The organism is Chryseobacterium sp. GW823-FHT05E08 (genome assembly GCF_058795655.1).
The window spans coordinates 732,357-756,261 of the sequence record NZ_JBXAHY010000003.1 but is presented as its reverse complement, the minus strand read 5'-3'; the positions used below and the strand labels follow the sequence as shown (position 1 = coordinate 756,261).

Here is a 23,905-nt window from a genome sequence, read left to right as displayed (position 1 = left end):
AAAACGGTAAACATGAAATCAACAACTATTTTTATTTTTTCGGCCTTCGTCTTATTGTCCTCGTGTAATGATAAACATGAAAGAAACAGAGAAGACAAAAGCAATTGGGTAGATAAGGTAACCAATAAAGATCACGGCCCGGGCAAGGAAAAACAATATACAGGTGATTTTGATGAAATCGAAGTTTCTCAAGCCATCAGCGCTGAAATTATAAAATCTGAAACGGAAAGAGTAGTGGTTTATGCACCTGCCAACATTATTGATGAAATATTAATTGATAAAATCGGAAGCAAAGTACATATTCATTACAAATCCGGAATCAGAGTAATGAACGGGCATAATGTTAAAGCTAAAATTTACGTTAAAGATTTCTCTAAACTGATTGCTAATTCTGCAGCAAGTATTACAGTAAACGACAAATTTACCCAAGAAAAAACAGATATCGAAGTATCAAGTGCAGCAAGTGTGACTGGAGATTTAGAAGCTAATAAATTTGAAATTTCCGCAGATAGTAGCAGTAGTTTTGAAGGAAAAATCTGGGCAGTTGATTTAGATGTAGAAGCATCTTCTGCAGCAAGTATCAGTATTTCCGGAAAGGCTAAAAATGTTGACCTTAATTCTTCTTCGGGAAGCAGCCTTTCTGCAAAAGATCTTATTGCAGATAACCTTAAAGTTGAGGCTTCAAGCGGTGCAAGCGTTGAGGTAGGTGCAACATCAAGCATAGACGCAGAAGCTTCATCAGGCGGAAGTGTAAATGTTTACAAAAAAGGAAATGTTACAGACATCAAAAAAGATGAAAGCAGTGGCGGAAGCGTTACTATTCAATAAAAATTAAACAAGAGGTTCTTCATCTTCATCATCTGTAGATGAGGAGCCTTCCCAGTTTTTATTATCAAAATTAAGATTATCAAAAGCCAATAATTCCTCCTCTCGCTGGAGGATTTCTTTTGTGGTAAAAAGAAGAATTTCATCATCCTCTTTTGCTTTCGCTAATCTTCTGATAGACGCTTTATCGATTGCCATAAATCTCTGCCCGAGACGTCTTGCGGCATATTTTCTCATTCCTGTTTCATGAAGAACATCAACGGCCATATCAACGGCAGTTCCCAATGTTTCACGATAAATATTATCAATCCCGTTATTGAGATAAGTGTAAGCGTCAATTCTGTTTTTTGCCCGGACAAAGATTTTCACGTCCGGATAATGCTCACGCACAAGATCTGCAATGAATTTGTTGTCATCAGCATCATCAAGACATAGAACCAAAACTTCGGCGTCTTCAATTCCTGCCGCTCTTAAAATTGGAATTCTTGTGGCGTCACCGTAATATACTTTAAAACCATAACTTCTCAAAAGTTTCACACGGTCAGAATCTCTATCCAAAACGGTGGCCGTAACTTTATTGGCCTTCAACAATCGACCAACGGTACTTCCAAAATGACCAAACCCAACAATGATGATCTTCTTTTGCGTAATATCATTGTCCAGAATATTAAAAGCACTTTCTTCCTCAGGAATTTCTTTAATGAATTTTGGCGTAAGAAATTTATCATTAATAATTAAAAGAAAAGGTGTAATACACATTGTAATCGCCGTAACTGCCATCATTTGTGCATTAAGTTCCGGACTTAAAAGATATAAATTTGAAGCATAATTAATTAATACAAAAGCAAATTCTCCAACCTGAGAAAGCGCAAAAGCATAAAATAAAGTTTGAGGAGTATCTATTTTGAAAAATTTTCCAATAGCGTATAAAACTAAAAATTTCACCGCTAAAACCGCAAAAACAGTACTGAAAATAAAGAGAGGATCTTGTTGAATAATATTAAAATTCATCGTAGAACCCACACTCACGAAAAAGACGGCAAGCAATAATCCTTTAAAAGGATCGATCTGAGCTTCCAATTCATGACGAAATTCACTGTTGGCCAACATTACTCCTGCAAGGAAAGCGCCTAATGCGGGAGATAACCCAATCGCAACCATTAATTCCGAAACACCGATTACTAAAAATAGGGAAGAGGCAGTCAATAATTCCGTCATTCCGGATTTTGAAACATATCTTAAAAATGGAACGAAAACATATCTACCCAGTAAAATCAAAATTACAACACCCAGAATTACGGTTCCTGCCTGCAACCATTCCGGAAGTTTTTGAATTAAAATCTGGACTTCATTATCATTGTGTCTCGCTTTATAATTGGCAATAATCGGTAAAATTGCCAAAATTGGAATTACCGCAATGTCCTGAAACAAAAGAGTAGAGAATGATGCTTCTCCTGCTAAAGTTTTCAGATTGTTTTTTTCCTGTAAGGTCTGTAAAACAATAGCTGTGGAAGACAGTGCAAAACACATCGCAATGGAAATCGCTTTATCAATTCTCCAGCCCACACTTATGAAAACTAAAAATAATAACGAAATGGTAAGTAACATTTGCGTGAGCCCTAAACCGACTATTTTCTTTCGCATTTCCCAGAATTTTCTGGGTTCCAGTTCTAATCCAACCAGAAATAAAAGCATAATTACGCCGAATTCACTGGCGTGCATGATGTCATTAACATCTTTTCCGGTTAGTCTGAGAACGTACGGACCAATGATAATTCCTCCAAAAATATAGCCGATCACAGAGCTTAACCCCAATTTCCTAGCCAGCGGAACCATAATGATGGCAACGCCTAAGAAAATTAATGTATTCATTGCTAAGCTGGATTCCATATTTTATTGATTCAGAAGTTCTACAAATTCTTTTTTATGTAAAATGATCTCTTTTTTTGAGAGTTTATTGGCTTCGTAAACGATTTTGATATTTTTAATATCAGCTTTGAAAACATTCAACGAAACGATTAAACCGCTGATGAGTTCATCAATGGTATATTTATAAGTTCCTGTTTTGGTAAAAGATCTTTCTTTTCCGCCCGTGGTTACAAGGATGTAAACTTCTTTGCCCTCCAGTGGATTGTTCTCACCTTCTTTAAGCCAATCGCGGTCAAAAACTTCATCAACCCACAATCTTAATAATGGCGGAATTCCGAACCAGATAATCGGAAATTGAAAAATAAAGCGGTCATAATTTTTCAACCGTTTTCTTTCCCTGAAAGCTGCAATATGAAAATCAGGATATTCTTCGTAAAGATCTCTAAGGGTAAAGTGTTGGTGACGAACATAGAAATTAATGAGCTCTACATTTGAGTTTGAGTGCTCTAAATAAGGATGCGCAAAAACTACCAACGTCTTCTTCATAAAACCTGTTTTCAGTAAATATAATGAAAAAATATTGAATAAAAAACGTTTTTATAGTGGTTTTGTTAATTTTTTACTATGTAAAATTGAATTTAATGTTAAAATAAGACAAAGAAACGTCTCGTTTTTAGAATTTTAAATAAAAAAATAAATGGCGCGAGCGAAGCGAGCGTCAAAGCAGATAGTATTAGCGATGTTATGCTGAGTCTGTCGAAGCATCTTAAAATCAGAATAATTCAATCTTAAATAAACTAAACTTCTTAATAAAAACCTTATGGTTTAAATTCAATCATAAAAAAATCGGCCAAATAATGACCGATCCTATATTTTGCTTGAACTGAATTTTAAATAATATGTGGGAATTAATTCTCGAAAAATAGCCGTATTGTTTGTCATTCCGCAGGAATCTCAACAATTATATTTAAAAACTAAGTCTAGATTGCTGCGGAATGACAAACAGAGTAAATAAAAAATTATAATTTAATAAATCAAATTTTTACCATCCACCCGAAGCGCCACCACCTCCAAAACTTCCGCCACCTCCGAAGCCTCCAAAACCGCCGCCTCCGCCGGAACTTCCACCTCCAAAGCCACCTCCGCCAAAACTACCCGGGAAAGGAAAAAATCCACCAGGATAATTGCTACGACCTCTTCTGGAGAGAATTACGTCGTCATCGTCATTGTTTCCGCCTCTTCCGCCACCTTTATTTCCGAATAAAATGATGAGAATAATAAAAATAACAAATGCAATGAGCAGTATTTTTAAAGTACTTCCGCTTCCTCCACTTTCTGGAGCAGCAGGTTTAAATTTCCCCTGCACAGCTTCCATAATAGCTGAGGTACCACGATTGATACCTTCATACCATTGTCCTTGTTTGAAATTGGGAGTGACGATATAATCTAAGATCTGTCCGGCAACTGATGCTGTTAAATATTGTTCAACCGATCTTCCTTGCTGGATAGACATCGTGTGATCTTCTGTTGCAATTAAGAAAACTACACCATTGTCAACACCTTTTTTTCCGATTCCCCATTTTTCGCCAAACATTGTTGCCAGAAAATTCACATCTTCTCCTTTTGAAGAGCGAATAATAATAACTTCAATCTCTGTTGAAGTAGAATCTGCGAACTTTATAAGTTTGTTATTAAGCTGATCCTTTTCCTGTTGACTAAGGATATTAGCTTCATCAAAAACAGGATACAAAACCGCAGGCTTTGCTGGAATAGCATATTGTGCTGATACAAAACTGTAAAAGCAAATCAATAAAAATGAAAATACTATTTTAAGAGAACGTAATCTCATTAGAAAGTTGGTTGGGGTTTTCTCCTTTTATGGGAAAATATTTTTTTAGTTCAAGACCTGTTTCCAGAATGGCACTTTTTAATGCCTTATGGTAATTTCCTTTTGCAAATTCAGACGTAATATAATCGTGCAGATGATCCCAAAAAGATTGATATACTTTATCGTGAATCCCAACATCGCCAATAATGGTAAGATATTTTTTTTCGAAATTGACATGAAAAAGCACAGCATTTCTTTCAACAGTTTTATTCTGACAAAGCTTTTTGAAAACTTCAAATGCCGTTTTTGCATTCTGATCTTCAGTTGTAGAGTCTATATGCACCCTAATCTCGCCTGTCGAATGTTCCTCTGCTGATTGAATAGCTTCCACGAGGGAAGCTATTTGCTGATCTGTTAAGAAATTACCCATTATTCTTTGAATGCATCTGGTGCTTTCTGAGCTCCTGCTTCAGCTTTGAAGTAAGGTTTTTCTTTAAAGTTGGTAAAATTCGCCAAAATATTATTTGGGAAAGTTTTGATTGAAGTATTGTAATCCTGCGCCGATTCATTATAGTAAACGGTTTCAGATCTGATACTGTTTTCAATCGCAGTATATTCTCTTTGGAAATTGATATATTGTTGATCTGCTTTTAAGTTAGGATAAGACTCCACAACAGCCATCAATCTGCTTAATGATCCGGATAATTCTCCTTGCGCTGCTTGGAATTTCGCCATATCAGCTTCAGTCATATTCGTAGGATCGATGTTGATAGAAGTCGCTTTAGAACGTGCTTCAACAACTTTCGTTAATGTTTCCTGCTCAAATTTTGAATACGATTTTACTGTTCTCTCCAAATTAGGGATAAGATTGGCTCTTTTTTGATAAACAGTCTCCACGTTAGACCATTTTGTATTTACCGTTTGTTCTTTGGTAACGAAGTTATTATACCCGCTCTTTCCCCAAAAGAATAGAACAGCAACAATAATAAGAAGAGCAATACCGATCGTTCCGGCGCTCAGGCAACCTTTATTTTTCATAGTTTAATTTTTTTAAATATTTTTTGTGCTAACCAAATATACAAATTATGTGCTAATTTTGCAGAAAATTATTTTAATGACAACAATAGTGGTGGCAATGGGAGAGAAGAATGAGATTGGTTTTAATAATCAGTTACTTTGGCATCTTCCAAAAGATTTAAAACATTTTAAGGATCTTACCTCGGAACATCCAATTATTATGGGAAGAAAAACATATGAAAGTATCGGGAAACCTCTTCCTAATCGTACTAATATTGTTATTTCAAAAAAGAAAAACTGGTTTGAAGAAGGAATTTTAATTGTTGGAAGCATTAAAGAAGCCGTAAAATTCGCTAAGAAAATTGATGAAAATGTTTTCATCATCGGTGGCGGAAATATTTATGAGCAGACAATAGATTTAGCAGATAAATTAGAAGTTACTTTGGTGAAAGCTGATCTGGAAGCCGATACCTATTTCCCTAAAATTGATGCTAAGGTTTGGAAAAAAACAGAAGAGGTATTTCATGAAAAAGATGAAAAAAATCAATATGATTTCTATTTTCAGACATTTGAGAAAATTAAGAGCGAATAGTTATAGAAATTCTAGGCTCTAACTTCTAGCTTCTAACCTCTAAATTATTTATCTTTGCACTTCTAAATTTTAATAATGAATAAGTACATAAAAATTGTAATTGCAGCCCTTCTTATTATCGCAGGTCTTTATCTGATGATCTTTACAAGAAGTTTAGGATGGGGAATTGTAATATTTCTTCTTGCAGCATTGCCTATTTTTCTTTTCTTTAAAAATGAATATATCCTTTTGGCATTCTGGCAATTAAGAAAGCAGAATATGCCAAAAGCAGCAAACTATTTAACTGGTATCACCAATTATCAAAGTCAGCTTCACAAATCTCAGTATGGATATTTCCATTATCTGCAAGGTTTGACATTAGCTCAGGATCACCCTACGAAAGTGGAACCTTTAATGAAAAAAGCTTTGGAATATGGTTTAAATATGAAACACGACAGAGCAATGGCAACATTAAATCTTGCTGCTGGAGCCATTTCTAAAGGTAGAAGACAGGAAGGTCAAAAGCTATTGGAAGAAGCAAAAAGATTAGATACTGCAGGAATGATGACGGATCAGATCAAAATGATGAAAGATCAGTTGAAAATGCCTACAATGCAAAAGCATATCCACAATCCTCATATGAGACAAAGAGGGAAATTCTAAATTAGAATTTGCTTATAAATATAAATGCACTTGATTTTTTCAAGTGCATTTTTTTATTTTGAATCATTAGATTTTAATATGTTTCGCGGCATCACTAATACTATCTGCTTTGACGCTCGCTTCTCTCGCGCTGTTCTTTCATTACGAGAAACTATTCTTCACTTCTTAATTAAAATCTTAATGGTTTGAATCTACATTTCCGAGCTATGATCATGCCCATAAAATTTAGGGATCTGCCAATGGTATTTTACCGCTAATGTTCTTATTCCTACAATTAATAAAATGGTGAAAATCTGAATAAAAGTATAAGAAAGATTCGTGAATTTTGTCATTAACAAAAATGCAGAACCACCAACAATACAAGCTGTAGCATAAATTTCTTTCCTAAAGATCAATGGAATTCTATTCAGCAAAATGTCCCGGATAATACCTCCGAAACAACCGGTAATTGTTCCAAGTCCGATACATATTAAAGGATGGATATCTACATTCAAACCTTTCTGAACTCCGATTATGGTAAACAGTCCTAATCCGAAGCTGTCAAAAATAAATAAAGTAACCTTAAAGTTTTTCTCCAAAGATTTAAATATCATTGAAAAAATACTTGTAATGATAATCACAGCACAGGTCAAAAGATCGTGCATCCAGAAAACCGGAATATCCAATAATAAATCTCTCACAGTTCCGCCTCCAACTGAAGTTACGAAAGCAATAATAAGTACACCGAACGGGTCAAGACGTTTTTGCATCGCTGCAAAACTTCCCGACATCGAAAAGGAAATCGTTCCGAGTACTTCTATGGCAAAATTGAACTGTTCGTGCATATAATATAGGTGATAAATGATAATTAATGAATGATTTCTTCATAAGCAAATTTTCTACCATTGTATCAATTATCATTTATCGCTTATCAATTATTTTACTTTTTTCGGAACTCTAACTGCTTCGGGAACTAATAACTCATACTCGCCGCTGTGATTGATAATTTCCCTCACAATACTGCTGCTGATGAAAGATTTTCCTGATGAAGTTAATAAAAATACGGTTTCAAGCTTTTTATGAGCTAAAGTTCTGTTGGTGTGGGCAATTGCTTTTTCGAATTCAAAATCTGCGGGATTTCTTAGTCCTCGAAGAATGTACTGAGCATTTTTTTCAAAGCAAAAGTCAACGGTTAAGCCTTCAAAATAATCTACTTCAACGTTTGGAAATTCGGCAACGGAATTTTGAATGAATTCCATTCTTTTTTCCAACGGGAACATGTATTTCTTTTGAGAATTTTGTCCGATGGCAATGATTAATTTATCAAAAAGCGGAGCCGCTCTTTCTATAATATCATAGTGTCCTAAAGTGATAGGATCAAAAGATCCCGGAAAAACAGCAATTTTCATGCGTAATTAAATTATAAGTTATGAGTTATCAATTAAGAGGTAAAAAATCGTTATAAATTTCTAATCTCTATTATCTAACCTCTAATTTCTATTTTTATTTAATGCTTTTTCAACTTCATTTCCACAAAGATCTGTGATAGAAATTCCGTAGATTTTTGCCTGTTGAGGTAGAATGCTTGCCGGAGAAAATCCTGGATTTGTATTCATTTCCAACATATAAGGAATACCATCCATCAAAATAAACTCACTGCGCGAAAAGCCGCTCATTCCTAGAGAATCGTACGCTCTTTTTGAGATTTCTTCAACTCTTTTTGTCGTTTCAGCATCAATTCTTGCGGGGGTAATTTCTTCGGAAGCACCTTCGTATTTAGCTTCATAATCGAAAAATTCATTTTGAGGAACAATTTCTGTAATTCCCAAAACGATGGTTTCACCTTTAAAATCAATAACACCTACAGAAACTTCCATTCCGTCTAAGAAACTTTCAATTAAAATTTCATCATCTTCTTTAAAGGCAATCTCGGTTGCTGCAATTAATTCAGACTTTTCTTTCACTTTAGAAATTCCTAGAGAAGAACCGGACTGATTAGGCTTAACAAAAACAGGAAGTCCCAATTCATCAATGATCTTATCAATATTAATATCTTCTCCTTTTCTTAAATAAACACTTTTCGCAGAAGGAATTCCATATTTAGACAATACCGCTAACGTATCTTTTTTATTAAATGTTAAAGCACTTTGGTAAAAATCACAGCCTGTATAAGTTTGTCCGATGGCATCCCAATACGCCTGTAAGATTCCATTTTCGCCCGGAGTTCCGTGAATAATATTGAAACAGACATCAAATTTTAGCTGCTCATTATTATCTAATGTTACGGAGAAGTCACCTTTGTTGATGGCATATTTTTTATCATTTTCACCTAAAAAATACCACTCATCTTTAAGAATGACCACTTTATATACATCATAGAGGTCTCTGTCTAAAGAATCATAAATTAATTGACCGCTTTTCATGGAGACAACATATTCGTCTGAATAGCCTCCCATAACTACGGCAACAGTTTTTTTGCTCATAACCATATAGTATCAATTAGGGCAAATTTAATGATTTTATACAATGCAATAAGGGAAATTCGGAAAATTTGAAATCAAAAATGAATTGTGTTAAATAAAAAGGACTTTCTAAAATTATTAATTATATTTGCCGTTATAATTAAAGTCTTTTTAAGTATGCTTAAATCACTTTTCAATTGGAAAGTTTTACTGAACTTATTAGTAGCCATCGCAGTTTTTGTTGGGTTGGTGTGGCTTACGTTTCGTTGGTTAGAATACCATACGAAACATGGTCAGGAAACTCCGGTTCCAAATGTTGTCAATAAATCTGTATATGATGCTGTTAAGATATTAGAGGACGCAGGTTTAGAATATTCTGTAGACAGTGCTACGTATGATCCTAAATATAGAGCTTTTCAGGTTCTTAAAATGTCTCCGTTTGCGGGCTCTCGTGTAAAAGACGGTAGAGCTATTGAATTGAGAGTAAATCCTAGAACTTGGGCACCTGTTGCGATTCCTGATGTTATTAATAAATATTCAGGATTAGCCTTCCAGAGAATAACTCAGGTTGGATTAAAGGTTGGAGATACTATTTTTGAACCAAGTATTCAAAAAGATGCTATTATTCGAGTTTTATTCAAAGGAAATGCCGTAAAACCTGGAACATTGATTCCTAGATTCTCGACAATTGATGTTGTTGTAGGTTCGGGACCGATGAGAAATATCTCAATACCAAATGTGGTAGGATTAACCGTGAAAGAAGCAAGAGGAGTTATTGCAAGAAGTATGTTTGAAGTTGGTCTTGTAGAACATGAAGACGGAAGTAAAGACGAATCTGATATTATTTATTATCAGGATCCTGCTTCGGGTGATGTCAGGGATCAGGGAATGCAGATGGACCTCTGGGCGAGTAAGAAAACTCCAGCTGAATTAAGTGCTAAAATTGAACAGTTAAATTCGATATACCGTATGAAGGTTGATACATCATTACCTCCTGTACGTTACGAAGAAGTTCCGAATTATCAGTCAGCTCCGGAACCTGTACCTGTTGCTCCGGCGCCTGTACAAAGAACGGAACCTGTGAAAACAGAACCTAAACCGGCAACAACAAAACCTGCCGCTTCTACAACTGAAAATAAACCAAAAACTTCCGCAAGCACAACTAATGCGAATACAGGAAGTAATAATAAAACACCAGCTACAGGCACAACACAGCAACCTGCTCAAAAGCCGAAAGCTAAAAAAGTAGTTGTAGAATAATACCTACTTATTATAAAAATTAAGGCTTCAACTTTCATAATGTTGAGGCCTTTTGTGTAAAAAAATAAAACAATGACAGAAGATAACGAAGATTTTTTAGATGAAGAATTATTAGATTCCAACAGTATCGATTCTATTGATATTGATGAGGAAAATAGCGGGTTGTATGAGCATCTTAATCTCACTGTTGATAAAAAGCAAGAACCATTAAGAATAGATAAGTTTCTATTAATTTATCGTCAGAATTCTTCACGAAATAAAATCTCACAAACCTGCAGAGCCGGAAACGTTGTCGTAAACGGATTACCCGTAAAACAAAACTATCGTGTAAAGCCTGGAGATCAGGTTTCGGTATTGCTGGCACATCCTCCAAGGCTAAATGTTATTGTTCCGCAAAATATTCCTATTAATATTATTTATGAGGATGATGATTTGGTGGTTGTAGATAAAAATCCAGGAATGGTTGTTCACCCCGGATTCGGAAACTGGGATGGAACTTTAGTAAACGCTCTTGCTTATCATTTCGAACAAAATAATGAAAAATCTGATCTCGACAGAGTAGGATTGGTTCATAGAATTGATAAAGATACTTCAGGGTTATTGGTTATTGCTAAAAATGAATATGCTTTAAGTTTCCTTGCCAAACAATTTTTTGAAAGAAAAACCAAAAGATTATACTGGGCTTTTGTGTGGGGAAATGTGAAGGATGATGAAGGAACAATAACCGGACACATCGGAAGACATCCTAAAAATAGAATGCAAATGCACACCTATGTAGATGGAAGCCACGGAAAACACGCTGTAACCCATTATAAAGTCCTTGAAAGATTTAAGTATATGACTTGGGTGGAATGTAAATTAGAGACCGGAAGAACCCATCAGATAAGAGCGCACTTCAAACATATCGGTCATACGCTGTTTAATGACGAGAGATATGAGGGTCATACACCCTTGAGAGGAGTTAATCTACCTAAGTATAAGCATTTTATAAAAAACGTATTCGAGGTTTTACCCAGACATGCGCTTCATGCCCACACTTTAGGATTTATACATCCAACTACCAAAAAGGAATTGTATTTTGAGAGCCCAATGCCCCAAGATATGACGGATGCTGTAAAAAAATGGAGAAATTATTTAGAAAACTAAAAATATATTGAGAATTTTTTTATATTTGTTGAATTGAAATCAAGATTTGTTATGAGAAAACTATATGCTATCGTGTGTTTGGCTCTTTTGTCAAATGCATATAAAGCACAAGAAACATTACCATACTATCAACAATATCTTTTGGATGGTGAGTTCCTGTTCAACCCTGCACAATACGGTAAAACGGACTATGTTCAGCTTAATCTTAACTACCAACAACAATTTTCAAAGTTTAGCGAGTCTCCAAACGTACAGTCTGTGGGGATCAACGCGAACATCTTTGATAGAGTAGGTGCTGGTATTTCTGTTTTTAGAGATAGTAATGGACCTATCTCGGCTGGGGGTATTACAGCTGGTGCTTCATATTTCATTCCTCTTAGCAGTGAAGGAGACAGAAAAGATCAATTCTCTTTCGGTACAAGCGTAAGCTTTTACAATATGAATTTTGATTACTCAAAGATTAATACTGAAGATGCGTCTGACCCTCTATTACAGGGTAGTGAGAGTAATATCTTTATGGCTTATGCCAACTTTGGGGTAGCGGCTACCTATCACAATATCTTTGCAGGTGTTTCTGTAAACGATATCGCGTTAACAAATGATGAGTCTATTATCAACGGTCGTGAGCCTTCTCCAATCAAATTCTTCTTAAACTTAGGATATGACTGGCATTTTGCAGACAATATGTATGTAACACCATCTGCATTAATCAACCTTAATACAAACTCTACAAGAACAATTGATTATAACTTGTTGGCAACGTTCTTCAACGACATCAATTCATTCTCTTTCGGGGTTAACTATAGATCTGTTCAGAATAGATTCGATAGCCAACAGTTAAGTATTTCTCCAATCGTTAAAGTAAGATTTAACAAATTTATGATCGGAGCAAGCTACAACCTTGGATTATCTGATATTCAGGAATATGGAGGGAATAGCTTCATGATTGGTCTGGGTTATAACTTTGATAACTTCATTAATCATAGAGGTTATAGATATTAATCAATTTAATTTAAATAAATTTGAGCTCTGATTTTTTCAGAGCTTTTTTTATGATTTATATTCACATCCCGTTCTGTAAGCAAAAATGCAGCTATTGCAACTTTCATTTTTCAACATCTTTAAATTTTAAGGATGAAATGATTGTTGCCATGAAGAAAGAAATCTTTTTACGAAAAGATGAACTACAGAATAAAAACCTGCATTCCCTTTATTTTGGGGGTGGAACGCCTTCCATTCTCTCTGTTGATGAGATCAATTCTATGATCGATGAGGTGCTAAAACATTTCAGTTTTGAAAAAGATATTGAAATTACCTTGGAAGCCAATCCCGATGATTTAGATAAAAACTTTTTAAAAGGACTATCAAAATCACATATTAATCGATTGTCAATTGGAACTCAAAGCTTCTTTGAAGAAGATTTAAAGCTGATGAACCGCGCGCATAATGCTTCCGAAGCCGAAAGTTCTATCAAAAGAGCTCAGGATTTTGGCTTTGAAAACTTAAGTATTGACCTTATTTACGGTTCACCAACCTCCAATCTTGCCATCTGGAAGGAAAATTTAAACAAAACAATCGCGTTAGAAGTTCCTCATATTTCTTCTTATGCGCTAACAGTTGAGCCAAAAACAGCGTTGGAAAACTGGATCTCGAAAGGTAAAGTTGCCAATCCAAAGGAAGAAGAGCAAAATGAAGAGTTTTATTACCTCTCAGATTTTCTAAAAGACAACGGTTTTGATCATTATGAGGTGTCAAATTTTGCGAAACCCGGTTTTTATTCAAGACATAATTCTGCGTATTGGAAGTATAAAGAGTACTTGGGAATCGGTCCGTCTGCACATTCTTACAACGGTCATGATATCAGAAGTTGGAATATTGCCAATAATCAACAATATATTAAGAAATTAAATTCAAATATTTTAGCTAAAGAAACAGAAATTCTATCTCAGGAAGATCAATTTAATGAAATGATCATGATCGGTTTAAGAACAATTTGGGGTGTAGATCTTGAAAGTTTGAATAATAAATTCTCAAATAAGATTTTAGATACGTTTCAAAATGATATTAAATCTAAAGTTTCTGAAGGTATTTTAGTAGTTGAAAACAATCATCTTAAAATTCCTGAAAAGCATTGGTTTATGGCGGATGGGATTGCTTCGGATTTGTTTGTGGTTTAGATTGGAAGTAAGAAGCATGAAGTTGGAAGAGTTGTTTGTGAAAAACTTCCGGCATCCAGCATTCAGCATTCAACAATTTCACTATTTTTGTATAAAATTTCAGCTCACTTGAAAACTAAAAAAGTAAATTACTCGCATCTTTCAGCAAAACAGCCTATCGGAATTTTTGATAGCGGGGTTGGAGGATTAACGGTTGCTAAAGAAATAAAAAGGCTTCTTCCGAATGAAGATCTGATCTATTTCGGAGATACAAAACACCTTCCGTATGGTGAAAAATCAAAGGAAGCGATCATCGAATATTCTACAAAGATCACCAACTTTTTGTTGGCTCAAAATTGCAAAGCGATTGTAATTGCCTGTAACACGGCGACGGCGAATGCTTTGAATGAAGTGATGCAATCTGTTGCCGGAAAAGTTCCTGTGATTGATGTAATAAATCCTGTTGCTGAAAAAGTTTCGTACGAAATTCATAATAACGTTGGAGTTATTGCTACAAAAGCAACGGTGAATTCAGGTTTGTATAAAAAGAGCATTAGAAAGCATAACAAGTGGATCAAAGTTGATGAATTAGCAACGCCTTTATTGGTTCCGGCTATTGAAGAGGGTTTTAAAAATCATCCGATTACACATGCAATCATTTATAATTATTTAAGCAACAGTAAATTAAAAAATATTGAAACATTGATCTTAGGATGTACCCATTATCCACTATTGATCGATGAAATCAAACAATATTACGGAAATCGCGTTCGTGTAATTGATTCCCCGAATATTGTTGCCAATCATTTGAAGATTATTTTAGATAAATATAATTTGTTGAATGAAAGTAATCCAAAACCCAATTATCATTTTTACCTATCGGATCTCACTAAAAACTTTGAAAAAATTTCAAAAAAGTTCTTCGGAAAATCCATTGATTTAGAATTTAAAGTATTATAAAAACAAAAAGCTGTCTCAATTTGAAACAGCTTTTATTGTAATTAAAATTCTAAAATTACTTTTTCAACTTTTAATCTTTTCTTTGGATTTAATTTAGGTTGATTGCTGTCTTCTTCGGATTTCTCACCGATTGCTACTGCAAACAAAGTTTCATAGGCTTCATTTTTCAAAATCTCGTTGTATTTATCTGTTTCAATTCCTTCCATCGGTGTAGAATCAATTCCCATATCAGCACAAGCAGAAAGAAAAACTCCCAGAGACAGATAAACCTGATGTCCAAGCCATGATTTTATGGCTTCTTCACCTTTTGGTTTTACAAAGTTTTTGTAATAATTGATGGAACCTTCGGGAAGGTTTTCCTCAATCTGCTCTTCGAAATCCTTTACGTTTTTGATCACCTGAAATACAACTAATTGGCTGCTATCTACAATTTTCTCTTTGTTAAAATAAGAAGCTTCTGCCAATTCAGTTTTAATTTCAAGATTATTTACAAACACAAAATTCCATGGCTGGCTGTTGATGGAAGATGGACTTAAGTTTAAAATCTCTTTCAATTGTGCTACCTGTTCTTCGCTGATGATTCCTTGAGGATTGTATTTTTTTACAGTATACCTCGTTTTCATTTTGTTTAAAAAGTTCATAATTTTATACTATCATTTTTATAGTTACAAAATTAATTTAAGTTTATTAACTTTGCAATAACGGTAAAAAATGATAGTATAAATGTACACAGTAGATAACAAGCCATATCCTTGCTGCACTAGCGTCACAATGAGGTTTATAGGTGGAAAATGGAAAGCAGTAATTTTGTTTTATTTAATTGATGGAGCAAAAAGATATAACGAATTGAGGAAATTAATTCCCACAATAACGGAAAGAACGTTAAGTCTTCAATTAAAACAATTAGAAGAAGATAATATTATCGACAGAAAAGTTTTCACAGAAAAACCACCTTTGATGGTAGAATATTCATTAACGGATTTTGGAAAAACATTACTTCCTGTTTTAACTGAAATTACAAAATGGGGTCAGGATGCGGTAGAAATTTCAAAAAAAATAACCAAGAATTAAATTTCCTGGTTATCTATTTCTACTGTTTCTACAGTATTTGGTTTAAAAAAACTGAAACTCACGTTTCCGTATTTTCTGGTTTCTAAAAAGTTGGGATGATCGAATTTCAGTCTGCTTTGATGTTCAACAATCAAAACACCGTTTTCTTTTAAATATTTGTTATTCAACACTAAAGAAAGTAGTTCGTAGTATTTTTTTTCTTCCATCTCGAATGGCGCATCAGAAAAAACGATCTCAAAAGATTTTTTATTTCTGAATTTTTTTAACCAATCAAAAGCATCTCCTCTCTGAACACTCACCTGTACAGACATATCAAGCTCTGCAGCGGTAGAATTAAGGAAAGAAGTGTGTTTTGGATTCATCTCTACGGATGTTACGTCTTTGCAGCCTCTCGACGCAAATTCAAACGTAATAGAACCAATTCCTGCGAAAAGATCCAGCACGGAGATCGACTGCATATCATACGTATTTTCTATGATACTGAACAAAGCTTCCTTTGCAAAATCCGTCGTCGGTCTTACATCAAAATTCTTTGGAGCTGCTATTTTTTTGGCTTTCCATCGGCCGGATATTATTCTGTACATTTTTTTAGTTGAGTTGTTGTTTTATTTTTTAATAAAATTTTCCGTAAAAAGATTTTATATCAAAATAATATTTTAATGTTGTTCCGTCAGTTTTTTCTACAGTTATTACATCAAAGGGTTTCCCGTTGTGTTCAGTTAATGATTGTGATTTTACTTTACAATCATTACAGTTTTGTCTTATAAATAAATATTCGTTTTCTACACTTTTTGCTTTGACTGCCGTTTCATAAGATAGACCGTCTTTTTGATCACTGATATTAGTCGAGCCACAAGAAGTAATAACGAAACTACATATAGCTATTACAAAATAAAGAACAGATTTTTTCATGATAAATGGTTAAAGTTTTTAGTTGAAAACGAAGTTAGACTATACAAGTATAAAATTCTTATTAGGAATATTATCAAATACAATTTTCAGATTCTTTACAAATTTCTGTAATTCTGAAATAAAGGTTTCATTTTCAGTGGTTTCTCCGTAAGCAAAAAAGCTGGTTTCATTGATTCCAAAACCGATTTTGCTTAAAGTAAACATTACAAAATAAAGAAAATCTACCTCCGAATTTACATCCAGATTATTATATAAGATGATTTTTTTATTGTCAATGGCAAAAAATTCACACTGATTATGATATAAATTGATGTGAATTTCTTTATTATTTTTATTGTTGATCGAATTTAAAAACTTCTCTCCTGAAAAATTAAAATGAACAGGAATCGCCAATTCTTTTATTTTCTTGTAAAAAGTTTTCGGAAAAGTATAATAAAACTGAACCTTGAATTTTTTATTCACAGAAAGCATCAGTTCTTCGTTTTCCTTGTCTACAGGAGCGTTGAAAGCAATCAGTTCAAAGCCTGCATCATGCTCTGAAAATCCTTCAGGCATTAGGGTAAAATGATTCAGTGACGAGATTACATGAATTTCGTCAAATCTTTGTTTTATGAGAATGTCATCCAGTTGATCAGCAATGAAGTTTTCCGGAGTTTCCTCTGTAACGAAATAAGATTTTTCCTCCAAAATGCTTTTATTCTTAGCTATTTGGTAGATCAATCCGTCTTTGGTAAAAAGTAAATTAAGTACGTTCATATTACAATTGTTGCAAATTTAGTGAAATTCTACCATTACCGCACCCGATTGATGATGAAGTATATCTTTATTGTAAAAATCAAGATTACTTTGGCTTTCCAAAACATCAAAAACCATTCTCTGGAGAACGCCATCACCAATTCCGTGAACGATTTCCAATCTTTTTAAATTATTTTTTCTGCAAAAAGTAATACTTTGTAATAGTTTTTCCTTTTGAATAAACAGCCTTTCGAAACTATCATAATCATTAGGATTTTTAACTAAATTATGAAAATGTAAGTCTAAAACCAAAGCATTATTCTGATGTTTTTTTGAAACAATTTTCTTGGCTTCGGGTTTTCTTACAACTTTAATATTTTCATAAAGATCAGCATTTTTCGGAACTAATTTCTCTTGTGGATATTGATAGGTGAATCCATATTCATCTTTAAAAACCACAGTTTTTCCATGAACGGAAGTCACAATTCCACTTAAATCTTCGTCTACTACAGAAACTTTATCGCCTATCTTCATAATAATTTTTAAGTACAAACACAAAAGACACAAATAATATCAAGAATTTAAATAGTGATATAGTGTTTAAAACATCAAGTTTTTGATCCCAATTCTATAACCTCCAAATCTTTTATTTCTTCACCATCAACCACAAAACGCATCATTGTTCTCATTTTATGCCAACCCTGTTTTCCGCAAGCTCCGGGATTAAGGTGAAGAAGATCATTTTTTTTGTCATACATCGCCTTTAAGATATGAGAATGCCCTGAAATAAATAATTTCGGAGCTTTTTCTATAATTTCTTCTTTTGCTAAAGGTGTATATTTTCCGGGATAACCTCCGATATGAATCATTAAAACTTCCAGATTTTCACAAAAAAATCGGTTTACTTCAGGAAATTCAGATCGAATTTTAGCATTGTCAATATTTCCGTAAACGCCTTTTAAAGGTTTAATTTTTTCAAGTTCTTCAATAATTTCGAAACTTCCAAAATCGCCGCAATGCCAAATTTCATCAGCTTGTCGGGCATATTCTAAAATTCGGTCATCAATGTAGGAATGAGAATCGGAAAGGAGGAGAATTTTGGTCATTATCTAACAGTTCTTTCGGTAATATTTTCGTCATATTTTTCCTTGAAAATGGCAACACGTTCTGGGTTTAATTCACCTTCATTATTGATCACTCTTTCTTTTAATAGCCATTTGATCAACTTTTCCATTCCTTTTCTGGAGTTCATAAAATTGGCAATTTTTGAAATATCTGTTGTCTCTACTGTTACTTTTTCAGTCAGAAATTTCAGGATAAAATAATCGTCTTCCATGTATTTGGGAGTTTCGTTATCCATATATTTCCACATTAAAATTTCATCATCATCTTTCATTGTAAAGAAAGAATATTGAAAAACATTGATTTTTTCGGCCTTTAAAATCTGCTTTCCATCAAGAAGAACTTTATCATCCTTTATTACAACTTCTTGTGAGAAATAAAAATTAAAACTGAATATAAATAAAAAGAAAGCTAATAGTTTTTTTGTTGTCATTTTTTAGTGTTTAAATCGAAATGCAAATTTACTCAATAAATGCTGAATTGATTAACTTTGAGAAAATTTTAAAATAATGAAGCATAACTTTTCTTTGTTCTTTATTTTTCTTTCTCTGATGTCTTTTGCGCAGGTTGAAGAAAAAAAACTGGACGAATTGATCCAGAATACCTTAAAAACCTTTGACGTTCCCGGAATGTCTGTCGGAGTGATTAAAGATGGTAAACTAATCTATTCAAAAGGGTTTGGGGTACGTTCTTTAACAACAAAACAGCCAATGGACGATAATACTTTAGTAGGAATTGCTTCCAATTCAAAAGGTTTTACATGCACTGCATTGGCGATTTTAGCGGATGAAGGGAAGTTGAGCTGGGATGATAAAGTTTCAAAATATATCCCTGAATTTCAAATGTATGATCCTTATGTTTCTCAAAATGTAACGATTAAAGATTTGGTAACGCACAGAGCCGGATTAGGGTTGGGACAAGGTGATTTGATGTTTTTTCCTGAAGGGGGAAATTTAACGGTGAATGATATTGTTCATAACGTAAGATATTTGCAACCTGAAAATCCTTTCAGAACGACTTTAGATTACAATAACATCATGTTTATCGTGGCCGGAGAAGTGATTCACCGAGTTTCAGGATTAAGCTGGGCAGATTTTATCGAACAGAGAATTATGAAACCTGTTGGTATGACTTCAAGTTTCGGAAGTTATAACAGAGCAAAAGCCGTAACCAATAAAATTGATGCTCACGCTCCTGTAGAAGGAAAAGCGATCGCAGTTCCTCACGACTGGAACGAAACAGCCAACGCTGCAGGTGGAATTATGAGCAACATTAAGGACATGACGACTTGGGCAGAATTTTTACTGAATAATTTCACTACAAAAGGAGGGAAAAAATTAGTTTCAGATAAAAATGTTCAACAGCTTTGGAGTTTACAGATTCCGGATAAAGTAGCTGCAAAAAGTCCTTATGATACTAGCTTTTACGGTTACGGAATGGGTTGGTTTTTAAGCGATGTTAAAGGTCATAAACAAGTTCAGCATACAGGTGGATTGATTGGAACAGTAACTCAGTTTACATTAATTCCAGATTTGAAATTAGGAATTGTGGTCTTGACTAATCAACAGTCTGGAGCGGCTTTCAATACAATAACTAACACTGTAAAAGATTCTTATTTAGGTGTTGCAGACCGAAATTGGCTTAAAACTTACGGTGAAAGAATGATAAAAAACGAAGCTGTTTATGAAAAACAAAAGAAAGAAGCTTTTGCGAAATCTGATTCATTTAAAAAAGATAAAAATCTTCAACCAAAAGCAGAACAGTTTGCAGGAAGTTACAATGATATTTGGTTTGGAGATGTAGAAATTTCTCAGCAAGGAAATAATTATAGAATTTCATGCAAAAATTCTCCTAGATTAAAAGGTGAACTTCTTCCATATTCGAACAATTCTTTTATTATAAAATGGGATGATAGAAGCTATGACGCCGATTCTTACATTATTTTTAATTATGATGAAAATGGAAAAGCACAGTCTGCAAAATTGAAACCTATTTCGGACGTTACCGATTTCAGCTTCGATTTTGAAGATCTGGATTTGAAGAGAAAATAAAAACAGAATATTTATTATTAATAGGAACGGACTTTAGTCCGTTTTTTTGTTTTGTAGTCTAATATTTGGCTTTAGCCGAAACTTATTTTAACAATTTCAAATCCTGTTCAGTTCTTGTCAGTTCAGATTTTAAGTGTTGTTTTTCAAAGAATGTTTTTAATTCAAGCAATCGTTTCTTATTATCATATTTAATACTTGAATTCAGTTTTTGCTGGCAAAGCGAACATGCTCTCGCGAAATGAGAATCGGTTTCAGGAAGATGATTTGTTCCATTCATCACACAATTGGCATTCAGGCAATGGCTGATTCCAAACATATGTCCAATTTCATGGGAACTTATTTTTATAAGCCTTTCGAGACTTTTATTAAAATTTAGTTCGGTTAAATTTCCATCAGCAAATCGATACATTGAAGTAACGCCAACGCCATCTTGATAGGATGCTATTCCAAAAACATAGTTCCATTCAGGTTTCGGAAAAAGATCTCTTTCTGTTATTCCCATGAATGCAACGGCATCTTTTGGTTTTCTTTTAATTAAAATACTATCCAAAACATATCCTGCGAGAATTTGTTCTTGCCCATTTTTAAATATTCTTTTGACAGATTTTGGAAAAATAGCATTAGATAAAGTTGGTAAAACCTTAGTTTCAAGCTGAAAATAAATTTTTAAATATTCTTTAGTAAGTTCAATTTCTTTCTTTTGTAAATCATTAAAATCTCCAATTGGCTGTAGATAAATCGTATTTTTCCCAGCTTCAGGTTTAATTTTTTCCATTTTTTGAAAATCACCAAAAGTCTGAAATTTTTCATTTCGATCATATCTCCATTCACCTTGTTGTGGAGCCGAAAGTTTTACATCATTTAATGAAATGGTTTCAAAATAAGTCTTTTCCTTCTTTTCACACGAAAAAAAGAATATAAATATTGATAAGAAAAATGTTTTAAAAATGAAATTAAATTTTCCCCGGCTCATAAAAAAATAATAATTTCTTATTCGCGCCATCGAATTCAGACCACGAATTACAGTCGATTTCAAAACCTGCAACACCGCAAGTCGGAAAATGAAAAATATCGTCAGAAATGGAATTCGCAAAGTTAGAAATCCCATTATTATGTGAGAAAATTGCTACGGAATCATGATCGTTATCCAAGTCATAAATTACAGATTCAAAATTTCTTTCCGATGGATTATATAGTTTTTCATCAGTCATAATTTTGATCTGATAAGCTTGATTGAAAATTTTGCACGTATTCAAAGCACGGACTGCCGGGCTCGATACCAGGTAATCGATCGAAATTTTATTTGATTTTAAAAATCTGGACATATTCATAGCATCTTCTAACCCTTTGTCTGCCAGAGGTCTGTCAAAATCCTCTGTTTCTTCCGGCCAGTCGCTTTTTGCATGTCTTACAAGGATGAGTTTCTTCATAATTTCGTTTTTGGAAGATTAAAATTATAAAAAAAATAATGGAATGAAACATGATTTATAAAAAAAACTACGTGATGAATAAAATCATTAAAATTTACTAAATTTGCAAACTTATGGGACAGATCCTTGCAATAGACTATGGAAAGGCTCGCTGCGGTATTGCGGCGACAGATGACATGCAGATCATTGCCAGTGGTCTAGACACTGTACAAACTCCAGTTTTAATGGAATTTTTAAAAAAATATTTCACCGAAAACAAAGTAAATGACATCGTTGTAGGGCTTCCTACAGATTTGAAAGGAAATATTTCCGAGATAGAAACTGATATTCTAAAATTTATAGAAAATTTTAAAAAAGAATTTTCAGAGATACCCGTTCATCGTTTAGATGAAAGATTTACGTCCAAAATGGCTTCGTTTTTTATTTCTCAAAGTGGGAAAAGCAAAAAACAGAGACAGGAAAAAGGATTAATAGATAAAGTAAGTGCAACCATCATATTGCAGAATTTTTTAGAACAAAGAACAAGATGATTTTACCGATAAGAGCCTTTGGGGATCCTGTTTTGAGAAAAGTAGGCAAAGATATAGACAAGAATTATCCCGAATTACAAGAATTGATAGAAAACATGTTCGATACAATGAACAGTGCAAATGGCATAGGATTGGCTGCACCGCAAATTGGTCTGGATATCCGTTTATTTATCATAGATGTTTCTCCATTAGCTGATGATGATGATTATGAGGATATTAAGAATGAATTGGTAAACTTTAAGAAAGTTTTCATCAATGCTAAAATTCTTGAAGAATCCGGCGAAGAATGGAAATTTAATGAAGGATGTCTTTCGATTCCCGACGTAAGAGAGGACGTTAAGAGAAAAAGCAATATCCTTATAGAATATTATGACGAAAATTTCGTTAAGCATACGGAAACTTTTTCCGATATTAGAGCCCGCGTAATTCAACATGAATATGATCATATTGAAGGAACGCTGTTTACCGACCATTTAAGCTCTTTGAAGAAGAAATTGGTGAAAGGTAAATTGACAAAGATTTCTCAGGGTGATGTAAGTATCAGCTATAAAATGAGATTTCCAAAATAGGTAGAGAATAATTAAGTAAAAAAATAATAAACTGCAAAAAGCTGCCACGCTGAGCTTGTCGAAGCGTAAAAGCCGATTGCTACATTTAAAAAAAATAAAATTATGCTGTTAGAAAAAATAATTTCAATCTCTGGAAAACCAGGACTTTACAAATTAGTTTCTCAATTAAGAAACGGTTTTATTATTGAAGATGTTACTACAAAAAAGAAAGTTAGCATTGGAAACTCTAGTCAAGTAAGTTTGCTTGATAATATTGCGATGTTTACATTTGATAAGGAAGTTCCTTTGTTTGAAGTATTTGAAAATATTGCTAAAAACCAAGATTATAAAGAAACGATTTCTCACAAATCTACAGATGCAGAATTGAAGGATTTCATGGGTGAGTCTCTTCCAAACTATGATACAGAAAGAGTGTATGCTTCTGATATCAAGAAATTGGCTCAATGGTACAACATTTTACACAAAGCAGGATACATCACTCCTGAAAGTTTTGTAAAAGCTGAACCTGAAACTTTAGACCCAGTAACAGGTGAAGTAACTTTAACAGATAAGGAAGCTCCTAAAAAAGCAGCACCAAAGGCTGACAAACCTGCAGCACCAAAAGCAAAAGCGTCTTCTGGAGCAAAAGCAGCTACAAAAAGTACACACAGAAAAATGGGATAATTCATTCATTTGAATTAACCAATCCTGAAAAAATAATGCAGGATTAAACAAATAAAGTTGATTAAAAAAACAGTAAAGATTTTCAG

General features: G+C 33.7%; 29 protein-coding genes and 1 pseudogene. 13 read left to right on the top strand and 17 right to left on the bottom strand.

Annotated features, from left to right (window positions below; translation table 11 throughout):
• Positions 1–12 precede the first annotated feature (12 nt).
• Complete coding sequence (locus tag AC1Q7L_RS14025; RefSeq protein WP_492306459.1) at positions 13–828, top strand: head GIN domain-containing protein; 816 nt, start codon at positions 13–15, stop codon at positions 826–828.
• A gap of 3 nt (positions 829–831) precedes the next feature.
• On the opposite strand, the gene AC1Q7L_RS14020 is transcribed toward AC1Q7L_RS14025, so the two are convergent.
• From AC1Q7L_RS14020 to AC1Q7L_RS14000, 5 genes are all read right to left on the bottom strand, one after another.
• Positions 832–2,715, bottom strand: coding sequence for a monovalent cation:proton antiporter-2 (CPA2) family protein (locus AC1Q7L_RS14020; RefSeq protein ID WP_492306458.1), 1,884 nt, complete (start codon positions 2,713–2,715; stop codon positions 832–834).
• Between the two features lie 3 nt (positions 2,716–2,718).
• Positions 2,719–3,240: an NAD(P)H-dependent oxidoreductase gene (locus AC1Q7L_RS14015; protein ID WP_066752300.1), complete on the bottom strand. Its 522-nt coding sequence runs from the start codon at positions 3,238–3,240 to the stop codon at positions 2,719–2,721.
• Positions 3,241–3,736: 496 nt separating this feature from the next.
• The gene (locus AC1Q7L_RS14010; protein ID WP_492306457.1) at positions 3,737–4,543 is read right to left on the bottom strand and encodes a TPM domain-containing protein; all 807 of its coding nucleotides are present in this window, start codon (positions 4,541–4,543) and stop codon (positions 3,737–3,739) included.
• Positions 4,524–4,952: a TPM domain-containing protein gene (locus tag AC1Q7L_RS14005; protein WP_492306456.1), complete on the bottom strand. Its 429-nt coding sequence runs from the start codon at positions 4,950–4,952 to the stop codon at positions 4,524–4,526. Before AC1Q7L_RS14005 ends, AC1Q7L_RS14010 begins: the two co-directional genes overlap by 20 nt.
• Entirely contained in the window at positions 4,952–5,560 is a 609-nt protein-coding gene (locus AC1Q7L_RS14000) for a LemA family protein (protein WP_066752292.1), read from the bottom strand. The genes AC1Q7L_RS14005 and AC1Q7L_RS14000 overlap by 1 nt, the downstream gene beginning before the upstream one ends.
• A 76-nt stretch (positions 5,561–5,636) precedes the next feature.
• On the opposite strand from AC1Q7L_RS14000, the gene AC1Q7L_RS13995 reads away from it, so the two are divergent.
• Together AC1Q7L_RS13995 and AC1Q7L_RS13990 are read left to right on the top strand one after the other, a co-directional pair.
• Positions 5,637–6,131 (top strand): dihydrofolate reductase, encoded by a 495-nt coding sequence (locus tag AC1Q7L_RS13995; RefSeq protein WP_066752289.1) that lies wholly within the window; start codon positions 5,637–5,639, stop codon positions 6,129–6,131.
• A 75-nt stretch (positions 6,132–6,206) separates the two neighbouring features.
• Positions 6,207–6,773, top strand: coding sequence for a DUF2892 domain-containing protein (locus AC1Q7L_RS13990; RefSeq protein ID WP_410692722.1), 567 nt, complete (start codon positions 6,207–6,209; stop codon positions 6,771–6,773).
• Positions 6,774–6,964: 191 nt separating this feature from the next.
• Here AC1Q7L_RS13990 and AC1Q7L_RS13985 read toward each other — a convergent pair whose 3' ends face one another.
• From AC1Q7L_RS13985 to AC1Q7L_RS13975, 3 genes are all read right to left on the bottom strand, one after another.
• A complete protein-coding gene (locus tag AC1Q7L_RS13985) occupies positions 6,965–7,597 on the bottom strand; it encodes a trimeric intracellular cation channel family protein (protein WP_410692723.1) in 633 nt (210 codons plus the stop codon).
• A 90-nt stretch (positions 7,598–7,687) separates the two neighbouring features.
• Positions 7,688–8,161: a pantetheine-phosphate adenylyltransferase gene (gene coaD / locus AC1Q7L_RS13980; RefSeq protein ID WP_072411746.1), complete on the bottom strand. Its 474-nt coding sequence runs from the start codon at positions 8,159–8,161 to the stop codon at positions 7,688–7,690.
• 81 nt (positions 8,162–8,242) lie between these two features.
• Positions 8,243–9,235, bottom strand: coding sequence for a D-alanine--D-alanine ligase (locus AC1Q7L_RS13975; RefSeq protein ID WP_492306455.1), 993 nt, complete (start codon positions 9,233–9,235; stop codon positions 8,243–8,245).
• Between the two features lie 156 nt (positions 9,236–9,391).
• Between AC1Q7L_RS13975 and AC1Q7L_RS13970 the strand changes: the two genes are divergently transcribed.
• The 5 genes from AC1Q7L_RS13970 (at position 9,392) to murI (ending at position 14,736) form a co-directional block, all read left to right on the top strand.
• On the top strand, positions 9,392–10,474 hold the full coding sequence (locus tag AC1Q7L_RS13970; RefSeq protein WP_410692727.1) for a PASTA domain-containing protein: 1,083 nt from the start codon (positions 9,392–9,394) through the stop codon (positions 10,472–10,474).
• Positions 10,475–10,546: 72 nt separating this feature from the next.
• Entirely contained in the window at positions 10,547–11,620 is a 1,074-nt protein-coding gene (locus tag AC1Q7L_RS13965) for an RluA family pseudouridine synthase (protein ID WP_492306454.1), read from the top strand.
• A gap of 51 nt (positions 11,621–11,671) precedes the next feature.
• A complete protein-coding gene (locus tag AC1Q7L_RS13960; RefSeq protein WP_410692729.1) occupies positions 11,672–12,622 on the top strand; it encodes a PorP/SprF family type IX secretion system membrane protein in 951 nt (316 codons plus the stop codon).
• Between the two features lie 50 nt (positions 12,623–12,672).
• Positions 12,673–13,797 (top strand): radical SAM family heme chaperone HemW, encoded by a 1,125-nt coding sequence (hemW, locus tag AC1Q7L_RS13955; protein WP_492306453.1) that lies wholly within the window; start codon positions 12,673–12,675, stop codon positions 13,795–13,797.
• A 108-nt stretch (positions 13,798–13,905) separates the two neighbouring features.
• Positions 13,906–14,736, top strand: coding sequence for a glutamate racemase (gene murI / locus AC1Q7L_RS13950; RefSeq protein WP_492306452.1), 831 nt, complete (start codon positions 13,906–13,908; stop codon positions 14,734–14,736).
• Between the two features lie 41 nt (positions 14,737–14,777).
• On the opposite strand, the gene AC1Q7L_RS13945 is transcribed toward murI, so the two are convergent.
• Positions 14,778–15,377: a nitroreductase family protein gene (locus AC1Q7L_RS13945; protein ID WP_492306451.1), complete on the bottom strand. Its 600-nt coding sequence runs from the start codon at positions 15,375–15,377 to the stop codon at positions 14,778–14,780.
• Between the two features lie 82 nt (positions 15,378–15,459).
• On the opposite strand from AC1Q7L_RS13945, the gene AC1Q7L_RS13940 reads away from it, so the two are divergent.
• Positions 15,460–15,807 carry a winged helix-turn-helix transcriptional regulator gene (locus AC1Q7L_RS13940; protein ID WP_492306450.1) on the top strand — a complete coding sequence of 116 codons (348 nt, stop codon included), beginning with the start codon at positions 15,460–15,462 and terminating at the stop codon, positions 15,805–15,807.
• On the opposite strand, the pseudogene AC1Q7L_RS13935 reads toward AC1Q7L_RS13940, so the two are convergent.
• The 6 genes and pseudogenes from AC1Q7L_RS13935 to AC1Q7L_RS13910 form a co-directional block, all read right to left on the bottom strand.
• Positions 15,804–16,394 (bottom strand): annotated as a pseudogene (locus AC1Q7L_RS13935) (RsmD family RNA methyltransferase); the annotation flags it as partial. The gene AC1Q7L_RS13940 and the pseudogene AC1Q7L_RS13935 sit on opposite strands and share 4 nt — an antisense overlap.
• A 25-nt stretch (positions 16,395–16,419) precedes the next feature.
• Positions 16,420–16,719 carry a hypothetical protein gene (locus tag AC1Q7L_RS13930; protein ID WP_492306449.1) on the bottom strand — a complete coding sequence of 100 codons (300 nt, stop codon included), beginning with the start codon at positions 16,717–16,719 and terminating at the stop codon, positions 16,420–16,422.
• Positions 16,720–16,758: 39 nt separating this feature from the next.
• Entirely contained in the window at positions 16,759–17,475 is a 717-nt protein-coding gene (locus tag AC1Q7L_RS13925) for a DUF3822 family protein (protein WP_066752249.1), read from the bottom strand.
• 18 nt (positions 17,476–17,493) lie between these two features.
• A complete protein-coding gene (locus tag AC1Q7L_RS13920) occupies positions 17,494–17,988 on the bottom strand; it encodes a DUF8465 domain-containing protein (protein WP_492306448.1) in 495 nt (164 codons plus the stop codon).
• 74 nt (positions 17,989–18,062) lie between these two features.
• The gene (locus AC1Q7L_RS13915) at positions 18,063–18,560 is read right to left on the bottom strand and encodes a metallophosphoesterase family protein (RefSeq protein WP_492306447.1); all 498 of its coding nucleotides are present in this window, start codon (positions 18,558–18,560) and stop codon (positions 18,063–18,065) included.
• On the bottom strand, positions 18,560–19,009 hold the full coding sequence (locus tag AC1Q7L_RS13910) for a hypothetical protein (protein ID WP_492306446.1): 450 nt from the start codon (positions 19,007–19,009) through the stop codon (positions 18,560–18,562). The genes AC1Q7L_RS13915 and AC1Q7L_RS13910 overlap by 1 nt, the downstream gene beginning before the upstream one ends.
• Before the next feature lie 76 nt (positions 19,010–19,085).
• On the opposite strand from AC1Q7L_RS13910, the gene AC1Q7L_RS13905 reads away from it, so the two are divergent.
• Complete coding sequence (locus AC1Q7L_RS13905; protein ID WP_492306445.1) at positions 19,086–20,627, top strand: serine hydrolase; 1,542 nt, start codon at positions 19,086–19,088, stop codon at positions 20,625–20,627.
• An 82-nt stretch (positions 20,628–20,709) separates the two neighbouring features.
• On the opposite strand, the gene AC1Q7L_RS13900 is transcribed toward AC1Q7L_RS13905, so the two are convergent.
• Together AC1Q7L_RS13900 and AC1Q7L_RS13895 are read right to left on the bottom strand one after the other, a co-directional pair.
• Positions 20,710–21,600 (bottom strand): archaemetzincin, encoded by an 891-nt coding sequence (locus AC1Q7L_RS13900; protein WP_492306444.1) that lies wholly within the window; start codon positions 21,598–21,600, stop codon positions 20,710–20,712.
• Positions 21,581–22,057, bottom strand: coding sequence for a SixA phosphatase family protein (locus AC1Q7L_RS13895; RefSeq protein ID WP_410692739.1), 477 nt, complete (start codon positions 22,055–22,057; stop codon positions 21,581–21,583). Before AC1Q7L_RS13895 ends, AC1Q7L_RS13900 begins: the two co-directional genes overlap by 20 nt.
• Positions 22,058–22,170: 113 nt before the next feature.
• On the opposite strand from AC1Q7L_RS13895, the gene ruvX reads away from it, so the two are divergent.
• The 3 genes from ruvX (at position 22,171) to AC1Q7L_RS13880 (ending at position 23,819) form a co-directional block, all read left to right on the top strand.
• Positions 22,171–22,587: a Holliday junction resolvase RuvX gene (gene ruvX, locus AC1Q7L_RS13890; protein WP_492306443.1), complete on the top strand. Its 417-nt coding sequence runs from the start codon at positions 22,171–22,173 to the stop codon at positions 22,585–22,587.
• Complete coding sequence (gene def, locus AC1Q7L_RS13885; RefSeq protein ID WP_492306442.1) at positions 22,584–23,156, top strand: peptide deformylase; 573 nt, start codon at positions 22,584–22,586, stop codon at positions 23,154–23,156. Before ruvX ends, def begins: the two co-directional genes overlap by 4 nt.
• Before the next feature lie 102 nt (positions 23,157–23,258).
• On the top strand, positions 23,259–23,819 hold the full coding sequence (locus tag AC1Q7L_RS13880) for a DUF5606 family protein (RefSeq protein ID WP_123982996.1): 561 nt from the start codon (positions 23,259–23,261) through the stop codon (positions 23,817–23,819).
• Positions 23,820–23,905 lie beyond the last annotated feature (86 nt).